We start from the raw sequence: 24159 nt of genomic DNA, 5'->3' as shown, positions 1-24159 counted from the left end.
CATGACCGACCGCCTTCCCGCTCCGGTACGCCGCGTCACGGACACCTTCAAGTCCTTCACACCGGGACAGAAGGCTGTCACGATCTTCGCGGTCCTCGCTCTCATCGTCGGTGGCTACTTCTTCGCCACCTGGGCGGCCAAGCCGTCGTACCAAATTCTCTTCAACAACCTGTCGACAAAGGACGCCAGCGCGATCGTCGAGTCCCTGCAGAAGTCGGGTGTCTCCTACGAGCTCGCGAACGACGGCACGACCGTCATGGTTCCCCGCGACCAGGTGAACCAGCTCCGATTGCAGCTCTCCGGCGAGGGCCTGCCCAACGACGAGGGCACCGGTTACTCGTTGCTGGACCAGCAGGGCATCACCACCAGCGACTTCATGCAGCACGCCAACTACCAGCGCGCGCTGGAGGGCGAGCTCTCCAAGACGATCAAGTCGATCGAAGGCGTCGAGGCGGCCACCGTGCACCTCGTCATGCCGCAGAAGGACGTTTTCACCGACGACCAGAGCAAGCCGACGGCTTCGGTGCTCGTCGCCTCGAAGGGCAACTCCGAGCTCAGCGGCGACCAGGTGCAGTCGATCGTGCACCTGGTCGCGTCCAGCGTCGAAGGCCTCGATCCGACCCAGGTCACGGTCGCCGGCTCGGACGGCCGGATCCTCTCCACCGGCGGTGGCGCCACCATCGCGACGGGTGGCGACAGCGGCGCCGAGGCGCAGACCGTCAACTTCCAGAACCGGCTGAACGCCTCGTTGCAGAAGATGCTGGACAGCCTGGTCGGTCCCGGGCACGCGGTGGTCACCACCACGGCCATGCTCGACTTCGACCAGACCGAGACCCGGAGCAAGAAGTACACGGCCGACCCGGCGACGCCGGCCGAGCAGGAGAGCATCAACACCGAGACGTACACCGGCGGCGGCGCCGATCAGGGCGGCGTGCTCGGCCCGGACAACATCCAGGTGCCTAACAACGCCGGCAGCGGCCAGTACAACAACAAGAACGAGGTGCGCACCCGGCAGCTCGACGAGGTCGAGGAGCTGCGCCGCAACGCGCCGGGCAGCATCGAGCGCCTCAACGTCTCGGTCCTGCTGGACAGCGCGACAGCCGGCGGCGTGAACCCCGATCAGGTGCAGGAGCTGCTCAGCGCGGCGGCCGGCATCGACGCCACCCGCGGCGACACCATCGCGGTCGCCTCCATGCCGTTCGACACGAGCGCGGCCACCGCGGCCCAGGACGAGCTCGCCGCCGCCGCAGCGGCCGAGCAGGAGGCGAAGCAGCTGACGCTGATCAAGACGGGTGCCCTGCTCTTCGTGGTCCTCGCGCTGATCTTCCTGGCCTGGCGGGCCAACAAGCGGGCCAAGAAACGCCAGCAGCTCACCGAGGAGGAACGCAAGCACCTCGAGGACATGCAGGCCGCTCTGGAGGCGCAGCGCCGAGCCGAGCTGGACGTCACCACCGCCACCGCGATGAACATGCTGGAGAGCCCGGAGATCGTGAACCAGAACAACGAAGCGCGCGAGGAACGGCACAGGGAGATCGAGCAACTGGTCAAGGAGAAGCCGGAGGAGACCGCCGCGCTGATCCGCAGCTGGCTCTCGGCCGACGCGACGCACTGATGAACCACTAGCACCACGACGGTTGAGGAGTATCCGTTGACCACTCCGGGTCTCACCACGCTCTCGCTCACGGGCGCGCGCAAGGCCGCGATAATGCTGGTCCAGTTCGGCAAGGAACAGTCCGCCGAAGTATTGGCGAACATGACCGAGAAAGAGGTCGAGATGCTGTCCGCCGAGGTCGCTCGGCTCGGCAAGCTCGAACCCAATCAGGTCGACGACGTGATGGACGAGTTCTACGCCATGGCGACGACCCGGTACGCCGGGTCCGGCGGCATGGACTACGCCAGGGAGCTGCTGGAGGCGTCGCTCGGCAAGGAGCGGGCGGCGCTGATCCTGGACCGGCTCGAGGCGTCGATGAACGACATCCCGTTCAACTTCCTCAGCCACGCGGACCCGCGACAACTGCTCTCGTACGTCCAGTACGAGCATCCGCAGACCATCGCGCTGGTGTTGGCCCACATACCCTCGGCCCTGGCCTCGTCGATCCTGGCGGGGCTTCCGCTGGAGGTGCAGACCGAGGTCGCGCACCGTATCGCGATCATGGACCGCACCTCCCCGGACGTCATCCGGCAGGTGGAGACCGCGCTGCAGCGCAAGCTCTCCACCGTGCTCCAGCCGGACGAGCTCTCCACGGTCGGCGGTCTGCAGCCGCTGGTCGACATCATCAACCGCGCCGACCGCACCACCGAGCGGCTCATCCTGGAGGCGCTCGAAGCGCGCAACCCGGAGCTGGCCGAGGAGATCCGCCGGCGGATGTTCATGTTCGAGGACATCATCAACCTCGACGACCGCTCGGTGCAGCTGGTGCTCCGCCAGGTCGAGCCGGCGGACCTGGCCACCGCGCTCAAGGGTGTGCCGGAGACCGTCCGCGACAAGGTCACCCGGAACCTCTCCGAGCGTGGCCGGGAGAACCTGCTCGAAGAGATCGACCTGCAAGGACCGGTCAAGGTCAAGATGGTCGAGGAGGCACAGGCGAAGATCGTCGGTGTCATCCGCACGCTCGAGGACTCCGGACAGATCGAGATCCAGCGCGGTGGCGAAGCCGATGAGCTCATCGCCTGACCGGCCGGTGATCCGCGGGGCGGTGGCCGAGGCGGCCACCGCCGCGCAGTTCTCCGTCGATCTGCGCCGGGACGATCCGGTGCTCGACAGCGAAGCCGTGGAACGCGCGAAACAGCAGGCCCGGACCACCGGTTACGCCGAGGGCTGGGCACAGGGCAAGCGCGATGCCGTAGCGGCCGCGGAAGCCGCCGCGGCACGGGCGGTGGCCAGCGAGGAGGCGTACGAGCAACGCCGGGCGACCGCCCTCGCCAGCGCCGTGAACGCCCTCGGCCGTGCCGTGACCGAGCTGGAGAACCAGCTCATGCCGACCTTCACCGAGTTGCAGGAAGTCGTGCTGGCGAGCGCCTTCGAACTGGCCGAGGCGATCGTCGGGCGCACCCTGCGGGACGACCCGGAGCGGGGCGCCGACGCGGTGCGCCGGGCCATGAGCGCCGCCCCCGAGCAGGGCGGCGTCTCGGTGAGCCTGCACCCGGACGACTACCGGACGCTCGTCGGCGACGGCGACGCCGAGTTCGACTTCGCGGGCCGCCGGATCAGCCTGCGCCCCGACCCCAGCCTGCGGCCCGGTGACGCGGTCGCCGCCACCGGCACCGCGACCATCGACGCGACGATCGAGTCAGCGATGCGCCGGGCCCGCGAGGCGCTCCGGATCTGAGGCACCCATGACCGATCTCTTCCAGCACCGGCTGCACAACGCGATCGTCGCGGCCCGCCCCCTGGTCAGCGGCCGGGTGACAGGCGCCGTGGGCCTGCGCGTGACGGTCAGCGGGATCAACGCCAACGTCGGTGACCTGCTGCGGATCGGCGACGGGCCGGACGCGGTGCTCGCCGAGGTGGCGGCCCTCGACGGCGAGCGGCTCTCCTGCCTCCCGCTCGGCCCGATCGCCGGGATGGGCGCCGGCACCCCGGCGTACAGCACGGGCGGTCCGCTGCGTGTCGCTGTCGGCCCGGACCTGCGCGGGCGCATCCTGGACGGCCTCGGCCGTCCGATGGACGGCGGCCCGCCGCTGCGCGGCACGATGGTGGAGATCGACGCCGCGCCGCCGGCCGCGATGGACCGCCAGCTGGTCGACGAACCCATGTCCTTGGGGGTACGGGTTCTCGACACGCTCGTGCCCTGCGGCCGAGGTCAGCGCATCGGCATCTTCGCCGGCTCCGGCGTCGGCAAGTCGACGCTGATGAGCATGATCACGCGCGGCACCTCGGCCGAGCTGAACGTGGTCGCCCTGGTCGGTGAGCGCGGCCGGGAAGTACGCGAGTTCATCGAGCACGACCTCGGCGAGGAGGGCCTGGCCCGCTCGGTCGTCGTGATCGCCACCTCGGACACCCCGCCGCTGGTCCGGCTCCGGGCCGGCTCGGTCGCCACCCGGATCGCCGAGTACTACCGGGACGAGGGCGCCGACGTGCTGCTGATGATGGACAGCGTGACCCGGGCGGCGATGGCGCAGCGCGAGGTCGGCCTCTCGGTCGGCGAGCCGCCCGCCACCCGCGGCTATCCGCCGTCGGTCTTCGCGATGCTCGCCGCCCTGCTGGAACGGGCCGGCCCGGGCGCGCGGGGCAGCATCACCGGCCTCTACACCGTGCTGGTCGAGGGCGACGACCACAACGAGCCGATCGCCGACGCGGCCCGGTCGATCCTCGACGGGCACATCGTGCTGGACCGCAAGCTCGCCACGGCCGGCCACTTCCCGGCGATCCAGGCCCTCGACTCGATCTCCCGGGTCGCCAACAAGATCACTACCCGGGAGCAGCGGGCGGACGCCGCCGAGCTGCGCCGCCTGATGGCCGCCCACCGCGAGGTACGCGAACTCGTGGAGATCGGCGCCTACGTGCAGGGCACCAACCCGGACGCCGACCGGGCCAACGCCGCGTGGCCCCAGATCAGCGCCTTCCTCCGCCAGGACCTGGACGAACGCCTGACCGCCGAGGACGCCTGGGCCCAGCTGAGAGCCCTGATAGCCACCACCTGACCCACCCGGGTACCCGCCCACTGCCGGTCCCGCCGGGGCACGGCGCGGGCGGGGGCTGGCGGGAACGGATTGTGACGGGCGTTACGCCGGTTGCAGAGCGGGTGCAGGGGCTCAGCGAATCGGGTCGCACGCCGAAGCGGTCATGTGAGGGCCCTCCCGGCCCCGGTAGGAGGCGAACGTGAACCGCTTGTTCCGACTCGGACCCGTACTTCGTGCCCGGAAGGCGCAGGAGGATGCCGCCCGCGGCGCGGTCATTCAGTCCCGGGCCGAGATCCGTGAAGCCGAAGCCCTGGTCAAACGCCGCCGGCTCGATCTGATTGGCGCCCAGGCGCCGACCGAGGGCACCGCACGTGCCATGGTCGCCTCGCTGGTGGCGCGGCAGTCCCTGGCCGCCGGCCTCTTCTCCGCGCAGCGCATGGTCACCGACGCCGAGGACCTCGAGCGGGAGAAGATGGCCGCGCTCACCGAGTCCGCCAAGAAGCGGCGTGCGGTGGAGATGCTCGGCGAACGGCATGCCGAGGCCGTCCGCGACCACGATCTCCGCGTCGACCAGGCCAACCTCGATGAACTGGCAGTCACCTCGAAGGCTCGGCGGGCTGCCTCCGGCTCTGACGACGGGAGCCGGCGATGACGTCCATGGGTGTCAGCGGGGTCCTGTCCCGCGTCGCCGAGCTCAAGGAACAACTCGGACTCAACCCGCCGCCGTCGACCACGGCCGCCGGCACCTCGGGCACCAAGTTCGCATCGGCGCTGGCCGACGCGACGGGCGCCGGCGTCGCTCAGCCCGGAACCGCCGGACCGAGCGGGGCCGACGTCGTCGCGGCAGCCAAGAAATACCTGGGTACGCCGTACGTCTTCGGCAGCGAGAACCCGGCCAAGGGCCTGGACTGCTCGGCCCTGGTCCAGAAGGCCTACCAGGACCTCGGCGTGCAGGTCCCCCGTAACTCCTGGCAGCAGGCCCGCGCGGGGCGCCCGGTGGCGAGCATCGCCGATGCCAAGCCGGGCGACATCCTCGCGTTCAACACACCCGTCGACCACGTCGCGATCTACCTCGGCGACAACAAGATGATCGCGGCGCCGAAACCCGGCGACCGGGTCAAGATCCAATCTGTGTACGAGACGCCGAGCCACATCCGTCGCGTCCTCGACACCGTGCCCGCCGCCGCCGTCCAGGACATGTCCGCGCTGCGGCCGGCCGGCCTGCGGACCACCGGCGGTGGCGTCACCGGTGTGCCGTACGCCGACCTGTTCAACCAGGCCGGCGCCCGTCACGGCATCTCGCCGAAGCTGCTCGCCGCGGTCGCGAAGGTGGAGTCCGGGTACGACCCGAGGGCGGTCAGCAAGGCCGGCGCCCAGGGGCTGATGCAGCTCATGCCGTCGACCGCACGCGGTCTGGGAGTCAAGGACTCGTTCGACCCGGCGCAGGCCGTGGACGGCGCCGCGAAGATGCTCTCCTCGCTGTTGAAGGAGTTCAAGTCGGTGCCGCTGGCCCTGGCCGCCTACAACGCGGGCGGTGGCGCGGTGCGCAAGTACGACGGAATCCCGCCGTTCGCGGAGACGCAGGCGTACGTCCCGAAGGTCCAGAAGGCTCTGGCCGCGCTCGGCGGCTGACCAAACCCGGAACAGGAGAGATGACCCCATGCCGACTTCCGTGACGGGTCCCGATCGCCGGCCCACGACCGAGAGCACCCGCCGTTCGTCGGGCCGGCGGGATGAGGGAGGCGCGGACTTCGGGTCGGCTCTCTCGGCCGAGATGGGCCGTCCCGGCGGCGAGGAGGACAAGGCAGCCGCCGCGGCGAAGACGTCCCGGGAGGCCTCCGACCGCACCGCTGCCGAGCGCACCGCGGCGGCCGACCGAGCCGCAGCCCAGCGCACCGCGGCCGACGACCGGGCAGCGGCGAACCAGCGCGCGGCAGCCGACCGGGCCGCCGCCACGCGGGCCGCCGCCCTGACCAGGGCCGCCTCCAACCGCGCAGCCGCCGACCGGACAGCCACGGACCGGGCAGCCACCGAGCGGGCAGCCACGAGCCGGGCCGCCGCCGACAGGGCCGCCGCCGACCGGGCGTCCGCGTACCGGGGCGCCACGGTCCGGCCTGTCGTCAACCGCGCCGATACGCGCACGCCGGCCGAGCGCGCCACCACCGACCGCACCACGACCGACCGGGCCACCGCCGACCGTGCCACCGCCGACCGTGCCACCACGGACCGCGCATCCACGGACCGCGCCACGACCGACCGGGCCACGACAGACCGGGCCACCCCCGGCGCCGCCGGCGAACGGGTATCGGGCCGTCCCGCCGCCAAGAGCGCCGGCCAGGACGCCGAGCAGGTCACCGGAACCACCGCCGAAACCCCGGGAACCGGCGACGCGGCCGCGTCTATCACCGCCGGAACCGGAACCGCCGGAACCGAGAGCGCCGGAACCGAGACCGCGGAAGCCGAGGGCACCGAGACCGAGGCCACTGCCGGCGCCGACCCCGGCGTTCTGGCGGCGATGACCACGATGGCCGCGCCGCAGCCGGTCGCGACCCCGGCGGAGGGCACCGAAGGCACCACCGGCACGTCCACCGGCGCCCTGTCGGTGACCGGAGTCGCGGCCACCCCGGCCGCCACCGCTCCGGCGGCCACCGGCACCCCCGCCGCCACCGCCCAGGTGCCGCAGTCCGCCACGCCGGCCGGCGCCGACGCGGCAGTGGAGCAGGCCGGCGCCACCGCCACCGGACCGGTCCCGGGCGAGGCCCCGCAGGGCCAGGCGGCGCCACCCTCCACCGCGGGACTCACACCGGACCCGGCCGCGACGGCCGCGGCGAGCCCGGACGCGACGCAGACCGCTGCGGCACCGGCGACCGGCGCGGCCACCGCAACCGGCCAGCCGGCCGGCGCCACCCCGGCGATCGCCGGGACCACGACGCCCGCCACCGGGCAGAACGCCATCGGGGAGAACGCCACGGCCGCGCCCGCGGCCGACGCGGGACCCGTCGCTGACACCTCCGCCTCGAACACCGGCGGCGGCTCAGCGAGCAGCGGCGGCGGCGGAACCGGTGCTGAGCAGTTCGGGTCACCGGAGACGGCCACCACCGACGGCGCGGCTCCGGCTGCCGGCGGTCCGGGTGCGCTGCCGACCGGCGTACCCGGTGGGTCTCCGGTCGAGGCGGGCGTGCCCGGCGGCGTACCCGCTGGTCCGGCAGGAGTGACGGGGCCGCAGGCCGCGGCGCCTGCCGCAACCACCGCACCGGCCGCGGACGTTCCGGCCCCGCCGCCGTCCACGCCGATCCCGGGCCCGACGGCGAACCAGCTCGCGATGCGGATCGTTCCGCTGCGGCTGGACGCGGACGGCGTGCACCGGCTAACCGTGCACCTGCACCCGGTCGACCTCGGACCGGTCCAGGTGGTGGCGGAGATCCGGAACGGCGACATCTCCGTGCAGCTCTCCGGCGGCACCGAGGCCGGCACCGAGGCGCTCCGGTCGTCCCTCGACGACCTGCGCCGCGAACTGGAGGAATCCGGCTTCGGGAACTGCACCCTCGATCTGCGCCAGGGCACCGCGCAGCAGCAGGCCCGCCAGCAGTTCGCGGAGGCCGGTGGACCGGGCCGCCGGGGTGGCGCGGCGCAGGGCGGTGCCGCGGACCTGCCGGCCGAGCCGGCGCCGAACGCCACCCGCCGGACGGTTCCGGCCGGGCGGGTGGACGTCGAGGCCTGACAGCGATACGCGCGACGACCACCCGCAGCACGCGGGTGGTCGTCGTCGTTCCGGTAGCTGTCGGGCCGGTGATGAGAAACGGTCAGCACGGTGGTGCCGGGTCGGTGATGAGAAGGGTCAGGACGGTGGTGCCGGGTCCGTCGGTTCGGGCGTGACCGGCGTGGACTCCGGGTCCTTCCGATAGCCGGCCATGATGAAACGCAGCGCGGCCAGCAGCAGCGCGGCGATCGGCACCGCGATCAGGAACCGGATCAGCACCTGCACGAAGTCGAGCTGGTCGAAGAGCAGGCGGTACCAGGCCGGCGCGCTGATCAGCAGCGCGAACAGCAGAACCGACGGCCGGATCATCGCCGGTTGGCGCGGGTTCCCCGGCGCGGCGAGGCCGCGGACGGCATCACCTCGGCCGCGATCCGGGCGCAGAGCATCGCCGCCCACGCGTGCGGGGTGGCCGGCTTGCCGTCCAGCGAGAAGATCGGCACGTCCAGCCCGAGCACCGAGGCCGGGTCGGCGGTGAGCTCCACGCTGTGCACCACGAGCGCTTCCACGTCACCGAGTCCGCGCAGGTGGCGGGCGGTGTCCGCGGTCTTGCGGGTGGCGTCGACGACGGCCCAGAGCGCGGTGGCGCCGAGAGCGTCGCACATGTCGTTCACCCAGAACGGGTCGGTGCCGCCGACCGGCGCGTCGATCACCACGATCCACGAGTGATCGGCGTTCTGCAGCTTGTCGGAGCGTGACTCGGCCGCGCCCCGGCTGGAGATGAGCCGCGACGAGTGCAGCCCGGTACCGGCCGTGGAGGGCCCGGCCAGCAGCAGATGGCTCTGATCCACGTGGACCTGTTCGAGCAGCATCTTGGCGATCGGCACGGCGGTGTGCACCTCACCGGCCAGGACCAGGATCTCGCCGGGTCCGTCCGGGATGCCGGGTGCGGCGGGCCGGGCCGCGAGGACGCTGAGCACCCCCGCGTACGTGTCCCCGCCGGTGATCTGGCGAGCCATCTCCTCCGGCATGCCGACCGTCACGAGGTTGCGCTGCACCGCGTCCAGGTCACCGGAGCGCAGGGCCGGTACGGGCGCCGGTGGGGCGGCGGCGACCGGCGGGGCGGCCGGCGAGACCGGTTCGGGCGTCTCGTCCAGTCCGTACACCTCGGCCGCGGAGCGCACCGGCGCCGGGCTGAACGGCGCCGCGGTCGCCGCCCGGGCCGGCACGGCTGTCGGCTCGGAGGTCCGCAGCGGTGTCGGCGTGGCGGCCCGCGCCTGCGCGGACATCGCCGTGCGGATCGGCGCGACCGGTTCCGGCATGTGCGGCATCGGAGCCGACGTCATCGGCATCGAGGGCATCGGAGCCGAGGTCATCGGCGGCGCCATGCCGCTGCGGGGTGACCCGGTCGGCGGCATCGGAGCGGTCGGCATCGGGGCCGGCGACACCTGGGCCGCGGCCGGCTGCGACGGGTGCGGCGGCATGGACGGCGGTGACGGCATCGGCGGCTCCTTCGGCGCTGCCGCACCCGGCCGGGCCGGGAAGCTCGGCACCGTGGGCAGCGCGGCCGGCAGCGGCCGGTTCACCGCTGCTCCTCCCGCGGCGGACGGGCGGAACGGCCGTACCGTCGGGGTGTCCTCCCGTGTCTCGGTCTGCCGGGGCCGGGCCGTTGCCCGGGCCGGGCCGCCGCCGGCCGGATGGCTCGCGACGTCGAGGCCGGCCATCAGATCCGCGAAGGCCGCCCCGGTGTCGCCGAGCCCGGCGGCGCGGCCCTCACGCTGCGCGCGCAGGTCCGGGGACTGCCCCGGCTCGGTGGTCACCCGGTCCTGGGATTCGGCCTGTTCGAGCAGGCGCTCGAAGTTGTTGGGGTTGTTACCGGCAACGGTTTGTTGCGCCATGTCATCACTGTCCTCGGTCGGATCCGGTACCTCGACGGAAAGCTCGTAGTGCTGCTTCGCGAAGAAGCCCCCGATACCACCGCTTCGTACCTTGTCGGCGGAAATGATCTTCACGCCGGAGCCGTACTCGTCACGTACCTGAGCCAGCAGCGGCTCGATGGTCGGCCCCTCAAGCAGCACCCGCGTAGGCACCGTTCACCACCCCTATCGTCTCGATCTGTGCGGTGGAACCAGAGATTTCGCTGTACGACAGCACCTGCACCCGGCGGGAGCCGGCCCGCAGCAGTCGCATCAGTGGCAGCCGCAGTTGTGGGGAGCAGGCCAGGACCGGGTTGAGGCCCTGCTGCTCGGCGGCTTCGGCGAGCCGGCTGGCCTCACTGACGATCGACTCGGCACGCATGCCGTCGATCGCCATGAAGGCGCCGGTGTCGCTGGGCCGCAACGACTCGAGCAGGCTCTGCTCGAGCATCGGGTCGAGCGTGATCACGGTGAGCCGCCCGGCCGTCGTGTACTGGGCGGCGATCGCCGGGCCGAGGGCGCCGCGCGCCGCCTCCACCAGGCTGTCGTGATCGTTCGTCGACTTGGCGCGCAGGGAGAGCGCCTCGAAGATCCGGACCAGGTCGCGGATCGGCACGCCCTCGTCGAGCATCGCCTGCAGCACCTTCTGGATCTGACCGAGGCTGAGCAGGCCCGGCGTCAGTTCCTCGACCACGACCGGATGCGTGCGCTTCACCATCTCGGTCAGCGCGCGGACGTCCTCGCGGCCGAGCAGCCGGCTCGCATTGCTCCGGACGATCTCGGCGAGGTGCGTGATGATCACCGAGGCGCGGTCCACCACCGTCGCTCCGGAGAGCTCGGCCTGGTAGTGCAGCTCGGCGGGCACCCACTTGCCGGCCAGGCCGAAGACCGGTTCCACACCGGCTCGTCCGGGCAGCGCCTGCAGGCCCTCGCCGATGGCGAGCACCGCGCCCGGCGGCGCCTGGCCGGTGCCGGCGTCGACACCGGAGATCCGGATCGCGTACGAGGAGAGCGGCAGGTCCAGGTCGTCCCGGGTACGCACCGGCGGCATGATCACGCCGAGTTCCATGGCCATCTTGCGGCGGAGCGCGCGTACCCGGTCGAGCAGGTCCCCACTGCTCGCGTCGACCAGGTCGACCAGGTCCGGCGCGAGCGCGAGTTCCAGCGGGTCGATCCGCATCTCGCCGAGCAGCTGCTCCGGCGAGTCGGGCGCGGGCATGTCGACCGCCTCGGCCGCGATGGCCTCCTCGGCCGTCTCCGGCACCGGCTCCTTGACCCGCTGCGCGATCGCCAGGACCGCGCCGCCGACCAACAGGAACGGCAGTTTCGGCAGGCCCGGGATGACGCAGAGGGCGAGCGCGGCGCCCCCGCCGATGCGCAGGGCCAGCTTGTTCTGGCTGAGCTGGGTGGTGACGCTGGAACCCATGTCGCCGGAGGTGGCCGACCGGGTCACGATCAGACCGGTGGCGACCGAGAGCAGCAGCGCCGGGATCTGGGAGACCAGGCCGTCGCCGATGCTCAGCATGCTGTAGTGGTTCATCGCGTCGACCGGTGCCATACCGGCCTGCATGATGCCGATCGCGAAGCCGCCGACCAGGTTGATGACGGTGATGATGATGGCGGCGATGGCGTCGCCCTTGACGAACTTCGAGCCACCGTCCATGGCGCCGTAGAAGTCGGCCTCGGACGACACCTCGGCGCGGCGCCTCCTCGCCTCCGACTCGTCGATCAGGCCGGCGTTGAGGTCGGCGTCGATCGCCATCTGCTTGCCGGGCATCGCGTCGAGGGTGAAGCGGGCGCCGACCTCGGCGACCCGCTCGGCGCCCTTGGTCACCACGATCATCTGGACGATCACCAGGATCGAGAAGATCACCAGACCGATGACCAGGTTGCCACCGACGACGAAGCTGCCGAACGCGTGGATCACCTTGCCGGCGTCACCGTCGCGCAGCACCAGCCGGGTCGCGCTGATGTTGAGTGCCAGCCGGAACAGCGTCATGACCAGCAGCAGCGCCGGGAAGACAGCGAAGTCCAGCGGCTTCTGGACGAACATGGAGATCAGCAGGGTCAACAGGGCGGCCGTGATGTTCACGGCGATCAGCAGGTCGAGCAGGAAGGTCGGCAGGGGTACGACCATCATGAGGATGATGCCGACGACCCCGACGGGTACGGCGAACTTGCTGAGGCTCTGCTTCTTCACGGCACCTTCCGAGCATGGGCAGTCCGGGCGATGCGAAGCCCCCGGCGATCACTCGCCGTGTCACTGAGGCCGCTATGGCACCGCCACGCACCGATCTTCCCTGCTCACCGACCGCGATGTGAGGAAATCTCCGGAATTTTCCGTTATGCCACAGGAACCCCGTCAGTTACGAGCCGACACGCCGGAGTGTCACACCGCGACAGCGTTCGGACTCTGGTGCAGACCGGCCGCCGAGCCCTTCGACTTCAGGCTCATCACGAACGCCAGGACCTTCGCCACCGCGCCGAAGAACTCGGCCGGGATCTCCTGCCCGATCTCGCAGCTGTCGTGCAGCGACCGGGCCAGCGGCACGTCCTGCACCATCGGGACACGGTTCTCGGTGGCGATGTCACGGATCTTTGCCGCGATCGGGCCCTTGCCCATCGCCACCACTCGCGGCGCGCCCTTCTCCGGTTCGTACCGCAGAGCGACAGCGACATGCACCGGGTTGACCACCACGACGTCCGCGGTGGGCACGTCGGCCATCTGCCGGCTGCGGGCCATCGCCAGCTGCCGGGCCCGGATCTGGCCCTTGATGAGCGGGTCACCCTCGGTGTTCTTGTACTCCTGCTTGACCTCCTCCTTGCTCATCCGCAGCTGCTTGTTGGTGCGCCGCTTCACCACGAAGTAGTCGGCCGCCGCCATCACGATGCCGGCCGCCGCGGCGGCGCGGATCAGCGAGATCGAGGCGTCACTGACGATCTTGAGGGTGGACGCGAGCGGCAGCTGACCGGCCTGCATCAGCTTCGGCACGATGTCCTTCATCGTCATGTACAGCACGCCGGTCAGCACACCCGTCTTGACCAGCGCCTTCGTCGCCTCCCAGAGCGACTGCGCACCGAACATCCGCTTGATGCCGGGCAGCGGGTTGAGCCGTTTGAACTGCGGCTTGAACAGCTTGGTCGCCACCCGGATGCCGCCCTGCGCGCCGGCGCCCGCGACGCCGACCAGCATCATCGTCAGCGCGAGCGGCAGCACCGCCCACACCACGCCGGTCAGCGCCTCCTTCATGATCGCGATGGCCTTGCCCGGGTCCGGGTTCTGGACGGTGTCCGGGATCTTCTCCATCAGGCCCTGCGCCTGCTCCATCGCCTTGCTCAGGGTGCGCGGCAGCATGATGCTGGCGGCCAGGATGCCGACCCAGGCGCCGAGGTCCTGGGTCTTGCCGATCTGGCCCTCTTGCTTGGCCTTCTTGAGCTTCTGGGCTGTCGGTTGTTCGGTCTTCTCGCCGGACATCTCACCTCCTGCGGGTTCAGCCGCCGCCGAGACGGACGACAACGGTGACCGACTTCTCGACGAGGACGTTGAGCACGGCCGGCAGCATCGTGATGGCGAGGCCGGAGAGCGTCACCACCAGGAAGATCTTCACGGGGAAGCCGAGCTGGAACGCGTTGAGCGCCGGCGCCACCCGGTTCAGCAGGCCCAGCGCGACGTCGGCGAGGAAGAGCACCGCGATCAGCGGGCCGGCGATCTGCAGCCCGGCCAGGAACATCTCGGCCACGCCGCGGACCAGCACCTGGATCGAGGTCTCGGTGTCGAACCCGGTGTCCAGCGGCATGGTCCGGAAACTCTGCAGGAAGCCGCGCAGGATCAACTGGTGCCCGTCGCTGGCGAAGAGCAGGGTGACCGCCACCAGGTTGTAGAACCGGCCGAAGATCGAGCTCTGACTCAGCGACAGCGGGTCGTAGGCCGAGGCCAGCGTGAGGCCGCCGAAGAGGTCGAGCAGATCACCGGCGGCCTGCAGGGCGGCGAAGAGCATCAGCGTGATGAAGCCGAGCGTGGCGCCGATGAAGAACTGCAGGGCCGCGCTGAAGATCAGGTCCTGGGTGTCCAGGCTCGGCACGGTCGCCCGCAGGTACGGCGCCATCGGCAGCGTCAGGCCGACCGAGAGCAGCGCCTTGACCTGCACCGGAATGAGTCGTGAGTTGAACGGCGGGCAGAGCATCATCCAGGCGCCGGTGCGGACCGTTCCCAGCATGACCGCCAGGAACTCCGCGGTGGCGACTTCGAAGTTCATGACCTCAGTACGAGCCCACCAGCGCCGTGATGATCAGGCCCCAGCCGTCGACCAGCACGAACAGCAACAGCTTGAACGGCAGCGCCACTGTCACCGGGGGCAGCATCATCATGCCCAGCGACATCAGCGACGCGGACACCACGAGGTCGATGATCAGGAACGGGATGAAGATGACGAACCCGATGATGAACGCGGCCCGCAGCTCGGAGAGGACGAACGCCGGGATCAGCGTGGTCAGCGGGACGTCGTCCATGTTCGCCGGCTGCTCCTCGCCGGAGACCCTGATCAGCAGCGCGACCTCGTCCTCGCGGGTCACCTCGGACATGAAGTCGCGCAGCGGCTCGACGCCGTCCTGGAACGCCTGCGACTGGGTCTTGTCGCCGGCCAGATAGGGCTGCACGCCGACGTCGTTGATCGACGAGACGGTCGGCCCCATGATGAACAGGCTCAGGAACAGCGCCAGCCCGGCGAGCACCTGGTTGGGCGGCATGGTGGTCAGGCCGAGCGCGTTGCGGGTGATGCCGAGCACCATGAAGACCTTGGTGAACGACGTGCAGAGCAGCAGCAGCGCGGGTGCCACGGAGAGCGCGGTCAGACCGAGAACGATCACCAGCGACGAGGCCGGGCGGGAGCCGTCGGGGTTCGTACCGTTGATGTTGAGGTTGATCGAAGGCGGCGACGGCGGCGCCGGCGCCCGCGCGATCGGGGCCTGCGCGACCGGCCCCTGCGCGACCGGGGCCTGCGCGACCGGCGCCTGCGCGACCGGCGCCTGCGCCTGCGCCACGGGAGCGTGCCGGGGCATGGCGGACACCGCTCCCGGCAGGAGAACCAGGGCCAGCCCCGCCGCCGCCATCAGGAGCAGGATCGCGCGTCGCATCATCGCCTCGCAGTTCGCTCGGGCCGTGCCGTTCGCTCGCGAAGGAAGTCCACCGCCGACGTCCAGGTCCGCGGCGAGAGCAGTGAGCCCTCGAGCCGCCCGCCGGTCGCCGCCGGATGCCGTCCGGGCAGGTCGTCCCCTTCGAGATCGACCGGGATGTGCTCCTCCTCGGGCTCGCTCTCGAACGCCCCGAGATCGTGCTCGACGAGGAGGCTGACCTGGGTGTCGGTGATGCCGATGACGAGCGCCCGATCCGCCACCCGGACCACGGCCACGGCCGCACCCCGGCCCACCTGCTGAGTGCCGAGAACCATGAGCGCGTCGTTGCCGCGCAGGCCGAACGGCCGCCGGATCACCCGGGCCAGCCCCCACATCATCAGCAGGACGACCAGCAGCGTGATACCGACCTGGAGCAAGAGCTGGAACAAGACGGTGACTCCTACTCGGCGCCGGGCGCGACGATCTCGGTGATCCGGATGCCGAAGTTCTCGTCGACCACCACGACCTCGCCCCGGGCGATCAGCCGGCCGTTGACCAGCAGATCGGCCGGACTGCCGGCGGCCCGGTCCAGCTCGACGATGGCGCCCGGGGTCAGCGAGAGCAGCTCCCGCACGCTCATCCGGGTCCGGCCCAGCTCGGCCGAGACCTCCATCTCGACGTCGTGCAGCATGTCCAGCCCGCCACCGCGTCCGCCGCCCATCACGGCGGCCATCCGGGGGCCCTGCTGGGCGAGCCCGCCGGCCGGATCCTCACCGGGCCACGCGCTCAGCGCCAGGGCGACGACGGCGCGTACCGCCTCCTCGTCGCGCAGTGGCACCGCCACCGCGCCCTCCTTCGCGGCCAGCGCGCTGAGCGCGACCTCCGGGTCCATCAGCTGACCCGGGTCGAGCACCACCGGGCCGAACACCCGGGCCGCCGCCTCCAGCGCCGGCCGGACCGCCGCGGTCAGGTCCAGCTCGCCGAGCGGGCTCTCCCGCAGCGCGTCCGCCAGGTCCTGTCCGACGACCACCACGACCTCGCCGGAGGCCGCGCCGGTGAAGCGCGCGGTGACCGCCTGCCCCTCGATCACCGTCGACTCGTCGGGGATCAGCGGATCGGCGGCGAACAGCGCCCGGCTGGTGGGAAGGACGGCCAGCGCGGCCTCGGCGGCGTTCCGGGCGAGCGCCAGCTGTGGCGCGGTCATGGTGGGCGCTGTCATTGGGGGCCAGACTCCTTGGACGAGCTCTCGTGGGGCGACGGCACGACGAGACAGGCCAGCCGGGCGCCCTGGTTACCGGGAACTGCATGAGCGAAGACGATGTCGTTGACGGTCACCTCGAGCGGCCGGCTGGTCGCGTGTCCCAGCGGCACGACATCCCCGGGGCGTAGATCCACGATGTCATCGGTACGCATCCGAATGGGCTGGAATCGCACTGCTACGTCGATCGGAGCTGCGGAAAGTCCGGCCGTCAGGTTCCGCAGCGCGCGGTCCTTGGCCTGTCGCTCGGCCGCGCTCAGCACGATCGTCTCGGTGCGGGACAGCACCGGCAGGATGGTGTTGAACGGCAGGCAGAGGGTGGAGATGCACTCCTCCGCGCCGATCTTCATCTCGAACGAGGCGATCACGACGGCGTCGCCGGGGGCGTGGGCCCGGAGGAACTGCGCGTTGTACTCGATCTCCTTGAGATGCGGCGTGATGTCCACCAGCGTCTCGAAGCCGTACCGCAGCTCGCCCAGCATCCGCTCGACCAGGCTGCGCAGCAGCGGCATCTCCACCTCGGTCAGCGGCCGCTCCGGCTGGGTGCCGCCGGGGCCGCCGAGCATGTGGTCGATCGCGGTCATCACTGCCGACTGCGCGATCTCCAGCAGCACCGTGCCGGGCAGCGGGTCGAGGGAGACCACCGCGATGATCGTGGGGTTGGCGAGCGCGGCGACGTACTCGTCGTAGTTCAGCTGCTCGATGGAGATCAGGGAGCAGTTGCTGACCGCCCGGAGTCTGGTCGTCAGCAAGGTCCCGCAACTGCGCGCGTACGTCTCGAACGCGATCTGCAGCGTGCGGACGTGTTCCCGGGACAGCTTGATCGGCCGCCGGAAGTCGTACGGCGCGGGCCCTCCGCCTTGGCCGCGACGTGACATCTTGCCGGGGGAGCGGGCGGCGGAGACCGCGGAGGACGACTTGGTCACGTCGTCCTCATCGGCTCAGTTCGCGAGCCGCTGAGCCGAGGTGGCGCTTTATGCCCGTTTACGACTGATGGGCAGGTCCCCTGGGGGAACCTGCCCATCCGTGCCGATCGGTTACTGCGTGACGAAGGAGGTGTAGTAGACGTCCATCACCATCTCGTGGTCCTCCTCGGTGTACGCCTCGATCAGCTTCTCGAGGAACTCCGCCTTGACCGCCTCGCGGCCCTTGTCGGTGGAGAGCTCGGCGACCTCCCGGCCGGTGTAGGTCTCGATCGCGAGGTTGAGAGCCTGGTTGAGGTCGACCTCGTGCGTGCCGGACTCCGCGGTCTGCTGGAGCGCGAAGCCCATCTTGAGGTAGTGGCCGTCCGCCAGGTTCACGGTGATCGTGTTGTCGATCGCCGTGACGATGCCCTTGGCCGGCGCCTCCTCGGCGGCCTCGGCCGAGTCGCCGCGGAGCATGAAGAACGCTCCGGCGCCGCCGCCACCGAGCACGACCAGCGCGATGGCCACGATCATGATCAGCATCTTGTTGGACTTCTTCGGCGCCTCAGCGGCGGCGGTGTCCTTCTCGTCCTTGCTCATATCGGAACCCCTCTCGTCAGTCGTTGTCAGTGGTGGAGTCGGTGGTGGTCTTCTCGGCAGCCGCGGCCTCGGCCTTAGCCTCGGCGGTGGTCTGACCGGCGTGCAGCTTCGCGTCCGAGCCGGCCGCCGAGGGCAGCAGCGCTGCTTGGTCGGCGGTGAGCGTCGTCAGGACGATGACGTCCACCCGGCGGTTCTGGGTGACCGACCGGGGGTCGGCCGGGTCGAGCAGCGGCTTGGTGTCGGAGAAGCCCACCGCGCTGAGGCGCTTCTTCGCGATGTCGTGCTCCGTGAAGTACCGGACCACGGTCGACGCACGAGCGGACGAGAGCTCCCAGCCGCTGGGGTAGTACGTCGTCTTGCTCTTGAGCTGGTTGGTGTGACCGTCCACCTCGATCTTGTTCGGCAGCTTGGAGAGCGCCGGAGCGATGGCCTTGAGGATCTTCTTGCCACCGGTCTGCAGCTCGGCCCGGTTGCCGGCGAACACGACCTCGTTGGTCACGATGGTGACGATCAGGCCCCGCGAGTCGATGGTGAACTTCGCGTTGCCGAGCAGCTTGTCCTTGGCGAGGGCGTCGGAGATCTTGTTCTCGAGCTTCTTGAGGTCCTCGGCCTCCTGGGCCGCCTTCTCGGCGTTCGCCGAAGCGTTCTTGCGGTCCTCGGCCTTGAGAGCCGCCTCGACCGCTTCGAGCTGCTTCTGGTTCAGGCCCTCGGTGCCGGAGGTGCCGTCGCCGGGGTTGGAGCCCGGGTCGATCTGCACCACCTGCGCCTCGTTGGCGGCCCCGTCGAGCGGCGCCGACTGGCCGGTGAAGGCCACGCTGTCCGCGCCGAACCCGGCGGAGAGGCCTGCGGCCAGCTCAGCGAACTTCTTCTGGTCCACGGTGCTCATCGCGTAGAGCACCACGAAGAGCACGAACAGCAGGGTCATCATGTCGGCATATGACACGAGCCAGCGCTCGTGGTTGACGTGCTCCTCGTGCTCCTCGTGCGCCTTCTTGCGCCGTGAGCCGCCACCAGCAGAACTCATCTATCAGGCTGCCTTCTTCGTCGACGCGGCTGCTTCGGCCTTCTTCATCTCGTCCGGCGGGAGCAGGCTACGGAGCTTCTGCGCGACCAGGCGCGGGTTGGAGCCCGCCTGGATCGCCAGCACTCCGTCGATGACCAGCTCCATCTCCTCCGCCTCGATCGCGCTCAGGCGAGCCAGGCGGGCGCCCATCGGCAGGAGGATCATGTTGGCGCTGAGCACGCCCCAGAGGGTCGCGCAGAACGCCGCAGCGATCGAGTGGCCGAGCGTCTCGGGCTTGTCCAGGTTCTCCATGACGAGCACCAGGCCCATGACCGTGCCGATGATGCCGATGGTCGGGGCGTAGCCACCCCACGACTCGAAGAACTTCACACCGGCCTTGTCGGCCTTCTTCTTCGCGGCGACCTCGGCGTGCAGGATGTCGTGCAGCTCGTCCGGGTCGGTGCCGTCGATGGCGAGCTGCAGACCGCGCTTGAGGAACGGGTGCTCGACCGTCTTGACCGCGTCCTCGAGGGCCAGCAGGCCCTCGCGGCGGGCCCGCTCGGCCAGCTTCACGACGCTGTCGAGCAGCACGGCGGGCGGAGTGACCTTGTTGGTGAAGCCCTTCTTGAGCTGAGCGCCGAAGGCCTTGGTGTCCTTCATGACGCCACCGGCCATGGCAGCGGCGAAACCGCCGCCGAAGACCAGGAGCATCGAGGGCCACAGCATGATGGAAGCGGGGTTGCCGCCCTCCACAGCCTGGACCAGGAAGACGATCGCCAGACCGGCGACTACACCAATGATGCTTGCGAGGTCCATCAGCGTTCCTTTCGGTGCAGCGGGAGCACCTTGGCGTCGATCTCGTCGTCGGCGGACGACGAGGTGGCGAGAGAGGAATGAGTGGGCGTCGCAGGCTCGGTCTCCATGCGGCTCGCCTGGGCGATCAGCGAAGCGCGGTAGTGACGCACCGAGTCGACGAACTCGGGGACGGACTCGGAGATGATGTACTTCGTGCCATCCACCAGAGTCACGACCGTGTCGGGCGTGCAATCGACGCGCTCGACCAGATCCGGATTCAGTGCGAACACCGAACCGTTGATGCGGGTTACGAGAATCACGACTTCCGTCCTTGGTCTGTCTTGGCTGGTGGGGCCCTCCGTGGCCCGTCACTAGGTACTTCGGCGCGACCTCGGTTGCCGATGAGATCGAGCCGGTCGCTGTTCGGGTGCGAAGCTCGTCGCCGGCACCGGGTTTCCGGGAGTACGACGGCGGCCGGGACAGGCACGAGTGCCCGCCCCGGCCGCCGGCCGGAAACCTGGATCAGCGCTTCATGCTGACGAGCTCCTGGAGGATCTCGTCGGAGGTGGTGATGATGCGGGAGTTCGCCTGGAAGCCGCGCTGGGCGACGACCAGGTTGGTGAACTCCTGTGCGAGGTCGACGTTCGACATCTCCAGCGCGCCGGAGATGACTTGACCCATGCCGGGGCTGCCGGGCTGGCCCACCTGGGCGTACCCGGAGTTGACCGACGTCCGGTACAGCGAGTTGCCGACCTTCTCCAGGCCGGCCACGTTCTTGAACGTCGCCATCGCGACCTGGCCGAGCGTTTGCTTCAAGCCGTTGCTGTAGACGCCGATGATCTCGCCGGTGTCGGAGACGGTGTAGGAGAGCGAGGTGAGAGCGCCTGCCGTCTGGCCGTCGGTGTCGAACACCCGGGCGTCGGTGAGGCCGGAGTACGAGGTCACATCGGTCATGTCGACCTTGTAACCGGCGATCTCGACCTGGCCGAGGTTGTTCAGGCCCAGCGGTTTGCCGGCCTCGAACTGGACCTCCACGGGGTCGCCGACGACGTTGTCGACCATGTTGCCGGAGCCGTCGTCGATCTGGGTGGGCTCACCGAGCATCTGCACCCGCCAGGTGGAGGTGTTCGCGGTGTTGTCGTTCGCGGTACGGGTGAACTTGGCGGTCACCGTGCGCGTGCTGCCCTGATCGTCGAAGACCTTCACCGGGATCGACGTGACGTAGCCGGGAAGACCGGCTCCGGTGTCCTCCACGCCATAGTTGTCCGGGTTGTTGACGTCCGGGATGTTGTCGCTGCTGAGGTTGCCCTTGAGCGTCATCGTGGTGGTCTCCTCCGGCGGGATGGTGGCCCCCAGCGGCATCCTGATGTCGCCCGGCTTCCCCGCCGTGTTGACCTCGCCGTCGACCGCGGTCCAGCCCTGCACGGGCTCGCCGGTCGTGGTGGTCAGCGTGCCGTTGGAGTCGAAGAAGAACGACCCGGCACGGGTGTAGAGGTTCTCGTTGCCGCTGCGGGTGATGAAGAAGCCGTCACCCTGGATCATCATGTCGCCGGACTTGCCGGTGGTCTGCGCGGAGCCCTGGCTGAAGTTCTGGGTGATGCCGGCGACCCGGACACCGAGACCGACCTGCGCGGGGTTGGTACCAGCCTGACCGTTCTGCGGGGACCCGGCGGCGCCCATCATCTGGCTCAGCGTGTCCTGGAACTGCACCTGCGACGATTTGTAGCCGGTGGTGTTCACGTTCGCGATGTTGTTACCGGTCACGTCGATCATTCGCTGATGCGCGTTGAGGCCGCTGATACCGGAGTAAAGAGAACGCAGCATGGAAGGAGGTTCCTTTTCAGTCGGATGAGCTGGGCTGGGCGGTCTGTGAGATTTCCGTGACCTTGGACAGCTGCACATCCGTGTTCCCGACCTTGAGCGTCGGTTCGCTGTCGCCGTTGAGCTTCGCGGAGCTGATCACACCGGTCTGTGTGGCGCCGGTGTCGTCCATGTACGTGACCGTCTTGCCGATCAGAGCGCTGGCGCCGATCATCCGTTGCGACTGCAACATGCTGATCATGTCTTCCAGCTTCTCGACCTGCGTGAACTGGGCGGTCTGCGCCAGGAACGCGGTCGAGTCGGCGGGTTTCGTCGGGTCCTGATACTTCAGCTGGGCGACCAGGAGCTTCATGAAGGTGTCCTTGTCGCCGAGCGACTTGCTCTTTGCTTCGGCGGCTTGCTTCGCCGCCGCGGCGGCCGCCTTGGCAGCCTCGCTGGGACCACCAGTCGGTCCGGAGGTCGACGAAGTCATTGACATCTCCTGTCCGTCGCGGAGCCTGTCCGTCGCGAGCTCAACCTAAGGTTCGGCCCACCTCCAAAAATGCTTAGCCCCGATGAGATTTGTTCCCGGCGGTGGAGACCTCGCGGTCCGGCTGCGGCTTCACACGCCTCGAGACGGGTCGGGAACGAACCGCAAAAATTTGCGGGCCCGCCGATTGGCGGGCCCGCAACGGGAGATCTTCAATGTCGAGCCTTAGGGTCAGGGTGCGAGCGACAGGCTGAGCTTGCCCTTTCCGTACCGGTTGACCTCGCACATGAGGTCGAGACGACGGCCGAGGGCGAGCAGGACGGCACGCGCGTCGCCGGGCAGCTCCATGCCCGGGTAGATCACCTGGTAGAGCTTGACGTGCGGAGCCCCCTCCTTGTTGAGCAGGCTGGTGAAGACGTTGCAGAGCTCGAAGACGTTCTCCGCGAGGTTGGGGAAGAGCTGCTTCTCGTCGATGCTGTCCTCGGCCGCGCCGGCCGGCAGCAGACCGAGCGCCGCGCCGGCGTTCGCCGCGAGGCTCAGCTGCATGCCGAGGACTCCGTAGATCTTCTGGCCGGCGTCCGTGAAGATCGCGACCGTCGCCGTGGTGATCTCCTCCGCGCTGAGCGGGTCACCGGTGCTGACGATCACCTCACGGCCGAGTAGGTCCTCGAACAGGTTGCGAACGGCTAGAGAGCCGGGAAGTACCGAGACGTCTGACATGTCTTAATCATCCCAAAATAGGAGCGAAAACCTCATCGAATCGCTCAGCTGTGAAGGGTTTGACGATGAAGAACTCCGCGCCCGCGCCCTCGGCGGCGGTCTTCATCTCCGGGGTGCTCTCCGAGGTCACGAACCCGAACTTGACATTGTTGCCGGCAGCGCGGAGCTGACGGAGGACCTCGATGCCGGTCATGTGCGGCATGTTCCAGTCCGAGATGACCACGTCCGGGTTCTCCTTGGTGACCATGTCGAACGCTTCCTTGCCGTCGGCCGCCTCGATCAAATCGTGGTCACCGAACCCGGCCTGCCGCAGGGTCCGGACGACGATCTGCCGCATCACCCGGCTGTCGTCGGCGATGAGGATCTTCATTCGCCCTCCTCCTTGTGGTCGGCACTGCTGTGCCACATCGAAATGGAGACCGGCTCTTCCTCCCAGATCCCGTACACGCCGCTGATGCGGGTGGCGTTCGGGTAGCGCGCCGAGGACTCCGGCGCGAGCACGACCTGGGGAAGCGACAGTTGGGCGCCGGACGGCAGCATCGCTTTGACGTTGCCACCGACGATGTTGGCGAGTTCGCCAAGGGTGTCCGAGATGTCGTCTTCGCTCACCTCGTCCAGCTCCATGGCCAGGAAGGCAGCCGCCGCACGCTGGGCGGCGGCAAGTGAGGAGGCGAACACCACGTGCCCGCTCCAGGATCCGGTGATGGAAACCGAGGAGTGCACCTCGGACGGCTGGTTCTCGTCGTACGTCGGAATCAGCGGGCTGATGCCCTCCGGATCCAGGTACGACTCCCACACCTGTTCCACCATCTCGGCGAGGTCGCTCTCGTTGACCTCGACTTCGACGCTCATGAGTTCGCTCCGGTCGGGACGAGGCCCAGCAGGGCCAGCTTTTCGATCATCGCGCCTTCGGTGAAGGGCTTGATCACGTATTCGTGGGCACCCGCGGCGAGTGCCCGGACGATCTGGCTCTGTTCGCTCTCAGTGGTGACCATCACCAGGGTCATCTCCCGCAGGCGCGGGTCGGCCCGGACTTTGGTGACGAACTCGAGCCCGTTCATGTTGGGCATGTTCCAGTCGATGAGGGCCAGTTCCGGCACCTCGGTCAGCTCAGCCAGGCGGTCCATCGCCTCCTGGCCGTCACCCGCCTCCACCGCCTCGAAGTTGAGCTTCGTGACGATGCGCTTGAGGATCATGCGCATCGCGCGGGAGTCGTCGATCACCATGGCGCGCATCGGCG

General features: G+C 69.6%; 26 protein-coding genes. 7 read left to right on the top strand and 19 right to left on the bottom strand.

Annotated elements, in window-relative coordinates; translation table 11 throughout:
* The first annotated feature begins 1 nt into the window (after position 1).
* The 7 genes from fliF (at position 2) to AB0F72_RS16255 (ending at position 8344) form a co-directional block, all read left to right on the top strand.
* Entirely contained in the window at positions 2-1612 is a 1611-nt protein-coding gene (gene fliF / locus AB0F72_RS16285) for a flagellar basal-body MS-ring/collar protein FliF (protein WP_360431022.1), read from the top strand.
* 36 nt (positions 1613-1648) lie between these two features.
* Entirely contained in the window at positions 1649-2674 is a 1026-nt protein-coding gene (fliG, locus tag AB0F72_RS16280) for a flagellar motor switch protein FliG (RefSeq protein ID WP_360431020.1), read from the top strand.
* Positions 2658-3329, top strand: a complete 672-nt coding sequence (locus AB0F72_RS16275) for a FliH/SctL family protein (protein WP_360431018.1) — start codon at positions 2658-2660, stop codon at positions 3327-3329. Before fliG ends, AB0F72_RS16275 begins: the two co-directional genes overlap by 17 nt.
* 7 nt (positions 3330-3336) lie before the next feature.
* Positions 3337-4644 carry a FliI/YscN family ATPase gene (locus AB0F72_RS16270; protein ID WP_360431016.1) on the top strand — a complete coding sequence of 436 codons (1308 nt, stop codon included), beginning with the start codon at positions 3337-3339 and terminating at the stop codon, positions 4642-4644.
* Between the two features lie 178 nt (positions 4645-4822).
* Entirely contained in the window at positions 4823-5275 is a 453-nt protein-coding gene (locus tag AB0F72_RS16265) for a cell envelope biogenesis protein TolA (RefSeq protein ID WP_360431014.1), read from the top strand.
* Positions 5272-6255, top strand: coding sequence for a transglycosylase SLT domain-containing protein (locus AB0F72_RS16260; RefSeq protein ID WP_360431012.1), 984 nt, complete (start codon positions 5272-5274; stop codon positions 6253-6255). The genes AB0F72_RS16265 and AB0F72_RS16260 overlap by 4 nt, the downstream gene beginning before the upstream one ends.
* A 28-nt stretch (positions 6256-6283) precedes the next feature.
* Positions 6284-8344 (top strand): flagellar hook-length control protein FliK, encoded by a 2061-nt coding sequence (locus tag AB0F72_RS16255; RefSeq protein WP_360431010.1) that lies wholly within the window; start codon positions 6284-6286, stop codon positions 8342-8344.
* A 117-nt stretch (positions 8345-8461) separates the two neighbouring features.
* Here AB0F72_RS16255 and AB0F72_RS16250 read toward each other — a convergent pair whose 3' ends face one another.
* The 19 genes from AB0F72_RS16250 to AB0F72_RS16160 form a co-directional block, all read right to left on the bottom strand.
* Positions 8462-8692, bottom strand: a complete 231-nt coding sequence (locus AB0F72_RS16250) for a hypothetical protein (protein ID WP_360431008.1) — start codon at positions 8690-8692, stop codon at positions 8462-8464.
* The gene (locus AB0F72_RS16245) at positions 8689-10410 is read right to left on the bottom strand and encodes a hypothetical protein (RefSeq protein ID WP_360431006.1); all 1722 of its coding nucleotides are present in this window, start codon (positions 10408-10410) and stop codon (positions 8689-8691) included. The genes AB0F72_RS16250 and AB0F72_RS16245 overlap by 4 nt, the downstream gene beginning before the upstream one ends.
* Complete coding sequence (gene flhA / locus AB0F72_RS16240) at positions 10388-12436, bottom strand: flagellar biosynthesis protein FlhA (RefSeq protein WP_360431004.1); 2049 nt, start codon at positions 12434-12436, stop codon at positions 10388-10390. Before flhA ends, AB0F72_RS16245 begins: the two co-directional genes overlap by 23 nt.
* A gap of 189 nt (positions 12437-12625) precedes the next feature.
* Entirely contained in the window at positions 12626-13711 is a 1086-nt protein-coding gene (locus tag AB0F72_RS16235) for an EscU/YscU/HrcU family type III secretion system export apparatus switch protein (protein WP_360431002.1), read from the bottom strand.
* A gap of 16 nt (positions 13712-13727) precedes the next feature.
* A complete protein-coding gene (locus tag AB0F72_RS16230; RefSeq protein ID WP_360431000.1) occupies positions 13728-14492 on the bottom strand; it encodes a flagellar biosynthetic protein FliR in 765 nt (254 codons plus the stop codon).
* A gap of 4 nt (positions 14493-14496) precedes the next feature.
* Entirely contained in the window at positions 14497-15372 is an 876-nt protein-coding gene (fliP, locus tag AB0F72_RS16225; protein WP_360430998.1) for a flagellar type III secretion system pore protein FliP, read from the bottom strand.
* The gene (locus AB0F72_RS16220) at positions 15369-15797 is read right to left on the bottom strand and encodes a flagellar biosynthetic protein FliO (protein WP_360430996.1); all 429 of its coding nucleotides are present in this window, start codon (positions 15795-15797) and stop codon (positions 15369-15371) included. The genes fliP and AB0F72_RS16220 overlap by 4 nt, the downstream gene beginning before the upstream one ends.
* Before the next feature lie 11 nt (positions 15798-15808).
* Positions 15809-16567 carry a flagellar motor switch protein FliN gene (gene fliN / locus AB0F72_RS16215; RefSeq protein WP_360430994.1) on the bottom strand — a complete coding sequence of 253 codons (759 nt, stop codon included), beginning with the start codon at positions 16565-16567 and terminating at the stop codon, positions 15809-15811.
* Positions 16564-17532: a flagellar motor switch protein FliM gene (locus tag AB0F72_RS16210; protein ID WP_360430992.1), complete on the bottom strand. Its 969-nt coding sequence runs from the start codon at positions 17530-17532 to the stop codon at positions 16564-16566. Before AB0F72_RS16210 ends, fliN begins: the two co-directional genes overlap by 4 nt.
* A gap of 111 nt (positions 17533-17643) precedes the next feature.
* Positions 17644-18111 carry a flagellar basal body-associated FliL family protein gene (locus AB0F72_RS16205; protein ID WP_360430990.1) on the bottom strand — a complete coding sequence of 156 codons (468 nt, stop codon included), beginning with the start codon at positions 18109-18111 and terminating at the stop codon, positions 17644-17646.
* Positions 18112-18127: 16 nt separating this feature from the next.
* On the bottom strand, positions 18128-19135 hold the full coding sequence (locus AB0F72_RS16200; protein ID WP_360430988.1) for a flagellar motor protein MotB: 1008 nt from the start codon (positions 19133-19135) through the stop codon (positions 18128-18130).
* Positions 19136-19138: 3 nt separating this feature from the next.
* The gene (locus AB0F72_RS16195) at positions 19139-19930 is read right to left on the bottom strand and encodes a MotA/TolQ/ExbB proton channel family protein (RefSeq protein WP_360430986.1); all 792 of its coding nucleotides are present in this window, start codon (positions 19928-19930) and stop codon (positions 19139-19141) included.
* Complete coding sequence (locus AB0F72_RS16190; RefSeq protein ID WP_360430984.1) at positions 19930-20229, bottom strand: flagellar FlbD family protein; 300 nt, start codon at positions 20227-20229, stop codon at positions 19930-19932. Before AB0F72_RS16190 ends, AB0F72_RS16195 begins: the two co-directional genes overlap by 1 nt.
* Positions 20230-20431: 202 nt before the next feature.
* Positions 20432-21733 carry a flagellar hook protein FlgE gene (locus AB0F72_RS16185; protein ID WP_360430982.1) on the bottom strand — a complete coding sequence of 434 codons (1302 nt, stop codon included), beginning with the start codon at positions 21731-21733 and terminating at the stop codon, positions 20432-20434.
* A 16-nt stretch (positions 21734-21749) separates the two neighbouring features.
* Entirely contained in the window at positions 21750-22202 is a 453-nt protein-coding gene (locus AB0F72_RS16180) for a flagellar hook capping FlgD N-terminal domain-containing protein (RefSeq protein ID WP_360430980.1), read from the bottom strand.
* Between the two features lie 228 nt (positions 22203-22430).
* Positions 22431-22919, bottom strand: a complete 489-nt coding sequence (locus AB0F72_RS16175) for a hypothetical protein (protein ID WP_360430978.1) — start codon at positions 22917-22919, stop codon at positions 22431-22433.
* A gap of 7 nt (positions 22920-22926) precedes the next feature.
* Positions 22927-23289: a response regulator gene (locus AB0F72_RS16170; protein ID WP_360430976.1), complete on the bottom strand. Its 363-nt coding sequence runs from the start codon at positions 23287-23289 to the stop codon at positions 22927-22929.
* Complete coding sequence (locus AB0F72_RS16165) at positions 23286-23771, bottom strand: chemotaxis protein CheX (protein ID WP_360430974.1); 486 nt, start codon at positions 23769-23771, stop codon at positions 23286-23288. The genes AB0F72_RS16170 and AB0F72_RS16165 overlap by 4 nt, the downstream gene beginning before the upstream one ends.
* Positions 23768-24154 (bottom strand): response regulator, encoded by a 387-nt coding sequence (locus AB0F72_RS16160; RefSeq protein ID WP_172666649.1) that lies wholly within the window; start codon positions 24152-24154, stop codon positions 23768-23770. Before AB0F72_RS16160 ends, AB0F72_RS16165 begins: the two co-directional genes overlap by 4 nt.
* Positions 24155-24159: the final 5 nt, after the last annotated feature.

The sequence above is a fragment of the Actinoplanes sp. NPDC023936 genome, assembly GCF_040639325.1.
Taxonomy (GTDB): Bacteria; Actinomycetota; Actinomycetes; order Mycobacteriales; family Micromonosporaceae; genus Actinoplanes.
The sequence above is the reverse complement of the archived record's forward strand: the minus strand, read 5'-3'. Positions and strand labels throughout refer to the sequence as shown.

Excerpts from the sequence above, each read along its gene's own strand:
- fliP (WP_360430998.1), bottom strand. The coding sequence starts at position 15,372 with ATGATGCGACGCGCGATCCTGCTCCTGATGGCGGCGGCGGGGCTGGCC.
- AB0F72_RS16205 (WP_360430990.1), bottom strand. The coding sequence starts at position 18,111 with ATGAGCAAGGACGAGAAGGACACCGCCGCCGCTGAGGCGCCGAAGAAG.
- fliN (WP_360430994.1), bottom strand. The coding sequence starts at position 16,567 with ATGACAGCGCCCACCATGACCGCGCCACAGCTGGCGCTCGCCCGGAAC.
- AB0F72_RS16195 (WP_360430986.1), bottom strand. The coding sequence starts at position 19,930 with ATGGACCTCGCAAGCATCATTGGTGTAGTCGCCGGTCTGGCGATCGTC.
- fliF (WP_360431022.1), top strand. The coding sequence starts at position 2 with ATGACCGACCGCCTTCCCGCTCCGGTACGCCGCGTCACGGACACCTTC.
- AB0F72_RS16275 (WP_360431018.1), top strand. The coding sequence starts at position 2,658 with ATGAGCTCATCGCCTGACCGGCCGGTGATCCGCGGGGCGGTGGCCGAG.
- AB0F72_RS16185 (WP_360430982.1), bottom strand. The coding sequence starts at position 21,733 with ATGCTGCGTTCTCTTTACTCCGGTATCAGCGGCCTCAACGCGCATCAG.
- AB0F72_RS16270 (WP_360431016.1), top strand. The coding sequence starts at position 3,337 with ATGACCGATCTCTTCCAGCACCGGCTGCACAACGCGATCGTCGCGGCC.
- AB0F72_RS16175 (WP_360430978.1), bottom strand. The coding sequence starts at position 22,919 with ATGTCAGACGTCTCGGTACTTCCCGGCTCTCTAGCCGTTCGCAACCTG.
- AB0F72_RS16165 (WP_360430974.1), bottom strand. The coding sequence starts at position 23,771 with ATGAGCGTCGAAGTCGAGGTCAACGAGAGCGACCTCGCCGAGATGGTG.
- AB0F72_RS16160 (WP_172666649.1), bottom strand. The coding sequence starts at position 24,154 with ATGCGCGCCATGGTGATCGACGACTCCCGCGCGATGCGCATGATCCTC.
- AB0F72_RS16170 (WP_360430976.1), bottom strand. The coding sequence starts at position 23,289 with ATGAAGATCCTCATCGCCGACGACAGCCGGGTGATGCGGCAGATCGTC.
- AB0F72_RS16200 (WP_360430988.1), bottom strand. The coding sequence starts at position 19,135 with ATGAGTTCTGCTGGTGGCGGCTCACGGCGCAAGAAGGCGCACGAGGAG.
- AB0F72_RS16250 (WP_360431008.1), bottom strand. The coding sequence starts at position 8,692 with ATGATCCGGCCGTCGGTTCTGCTGTTCGCGCTGCTGATCAGCGCGCCG.
- AB0F72_RS16230 (WP_360431000.1), bottom strand. The coding sequence starts at position 14,492 with ATGAACTTCGAAGTCGCCACCGCGGAGTTCCTGGCGGTCATGCTGGGA.
- AB0F72_RS16235 (WP_360431002.1), bottom strand. The coding sequence starts at position 13,711 with ATGTCCGGCGAGAAGACCGAACAACCGACAGCCCAGAAGCTCAAGAAG.
- AB0F72_RS16180 (WP_360430980.1), bottom strand. The coding sequence starts at position 22,202 with ATGACTTCGTCGACCTCCGGACCGACTGGTGGTCCCAGCGAGGCTGCC.
- AB0F72_RS16255 (WP_360431010.1), top strand. The coding sequence starts at position 6,284 with ATGCCGACTTCCGTGACGGGTCCCGATCGCCGGCCCACGACCGAGAGC.
- AB0F72_RS16260 (WP_360431012.1), top strand. The coding sequence starts at position 5,272 with ATGACGTCCATGGGTGTCAGCGGGGTCCTGTCCCGCGTCGCCGAGCTC.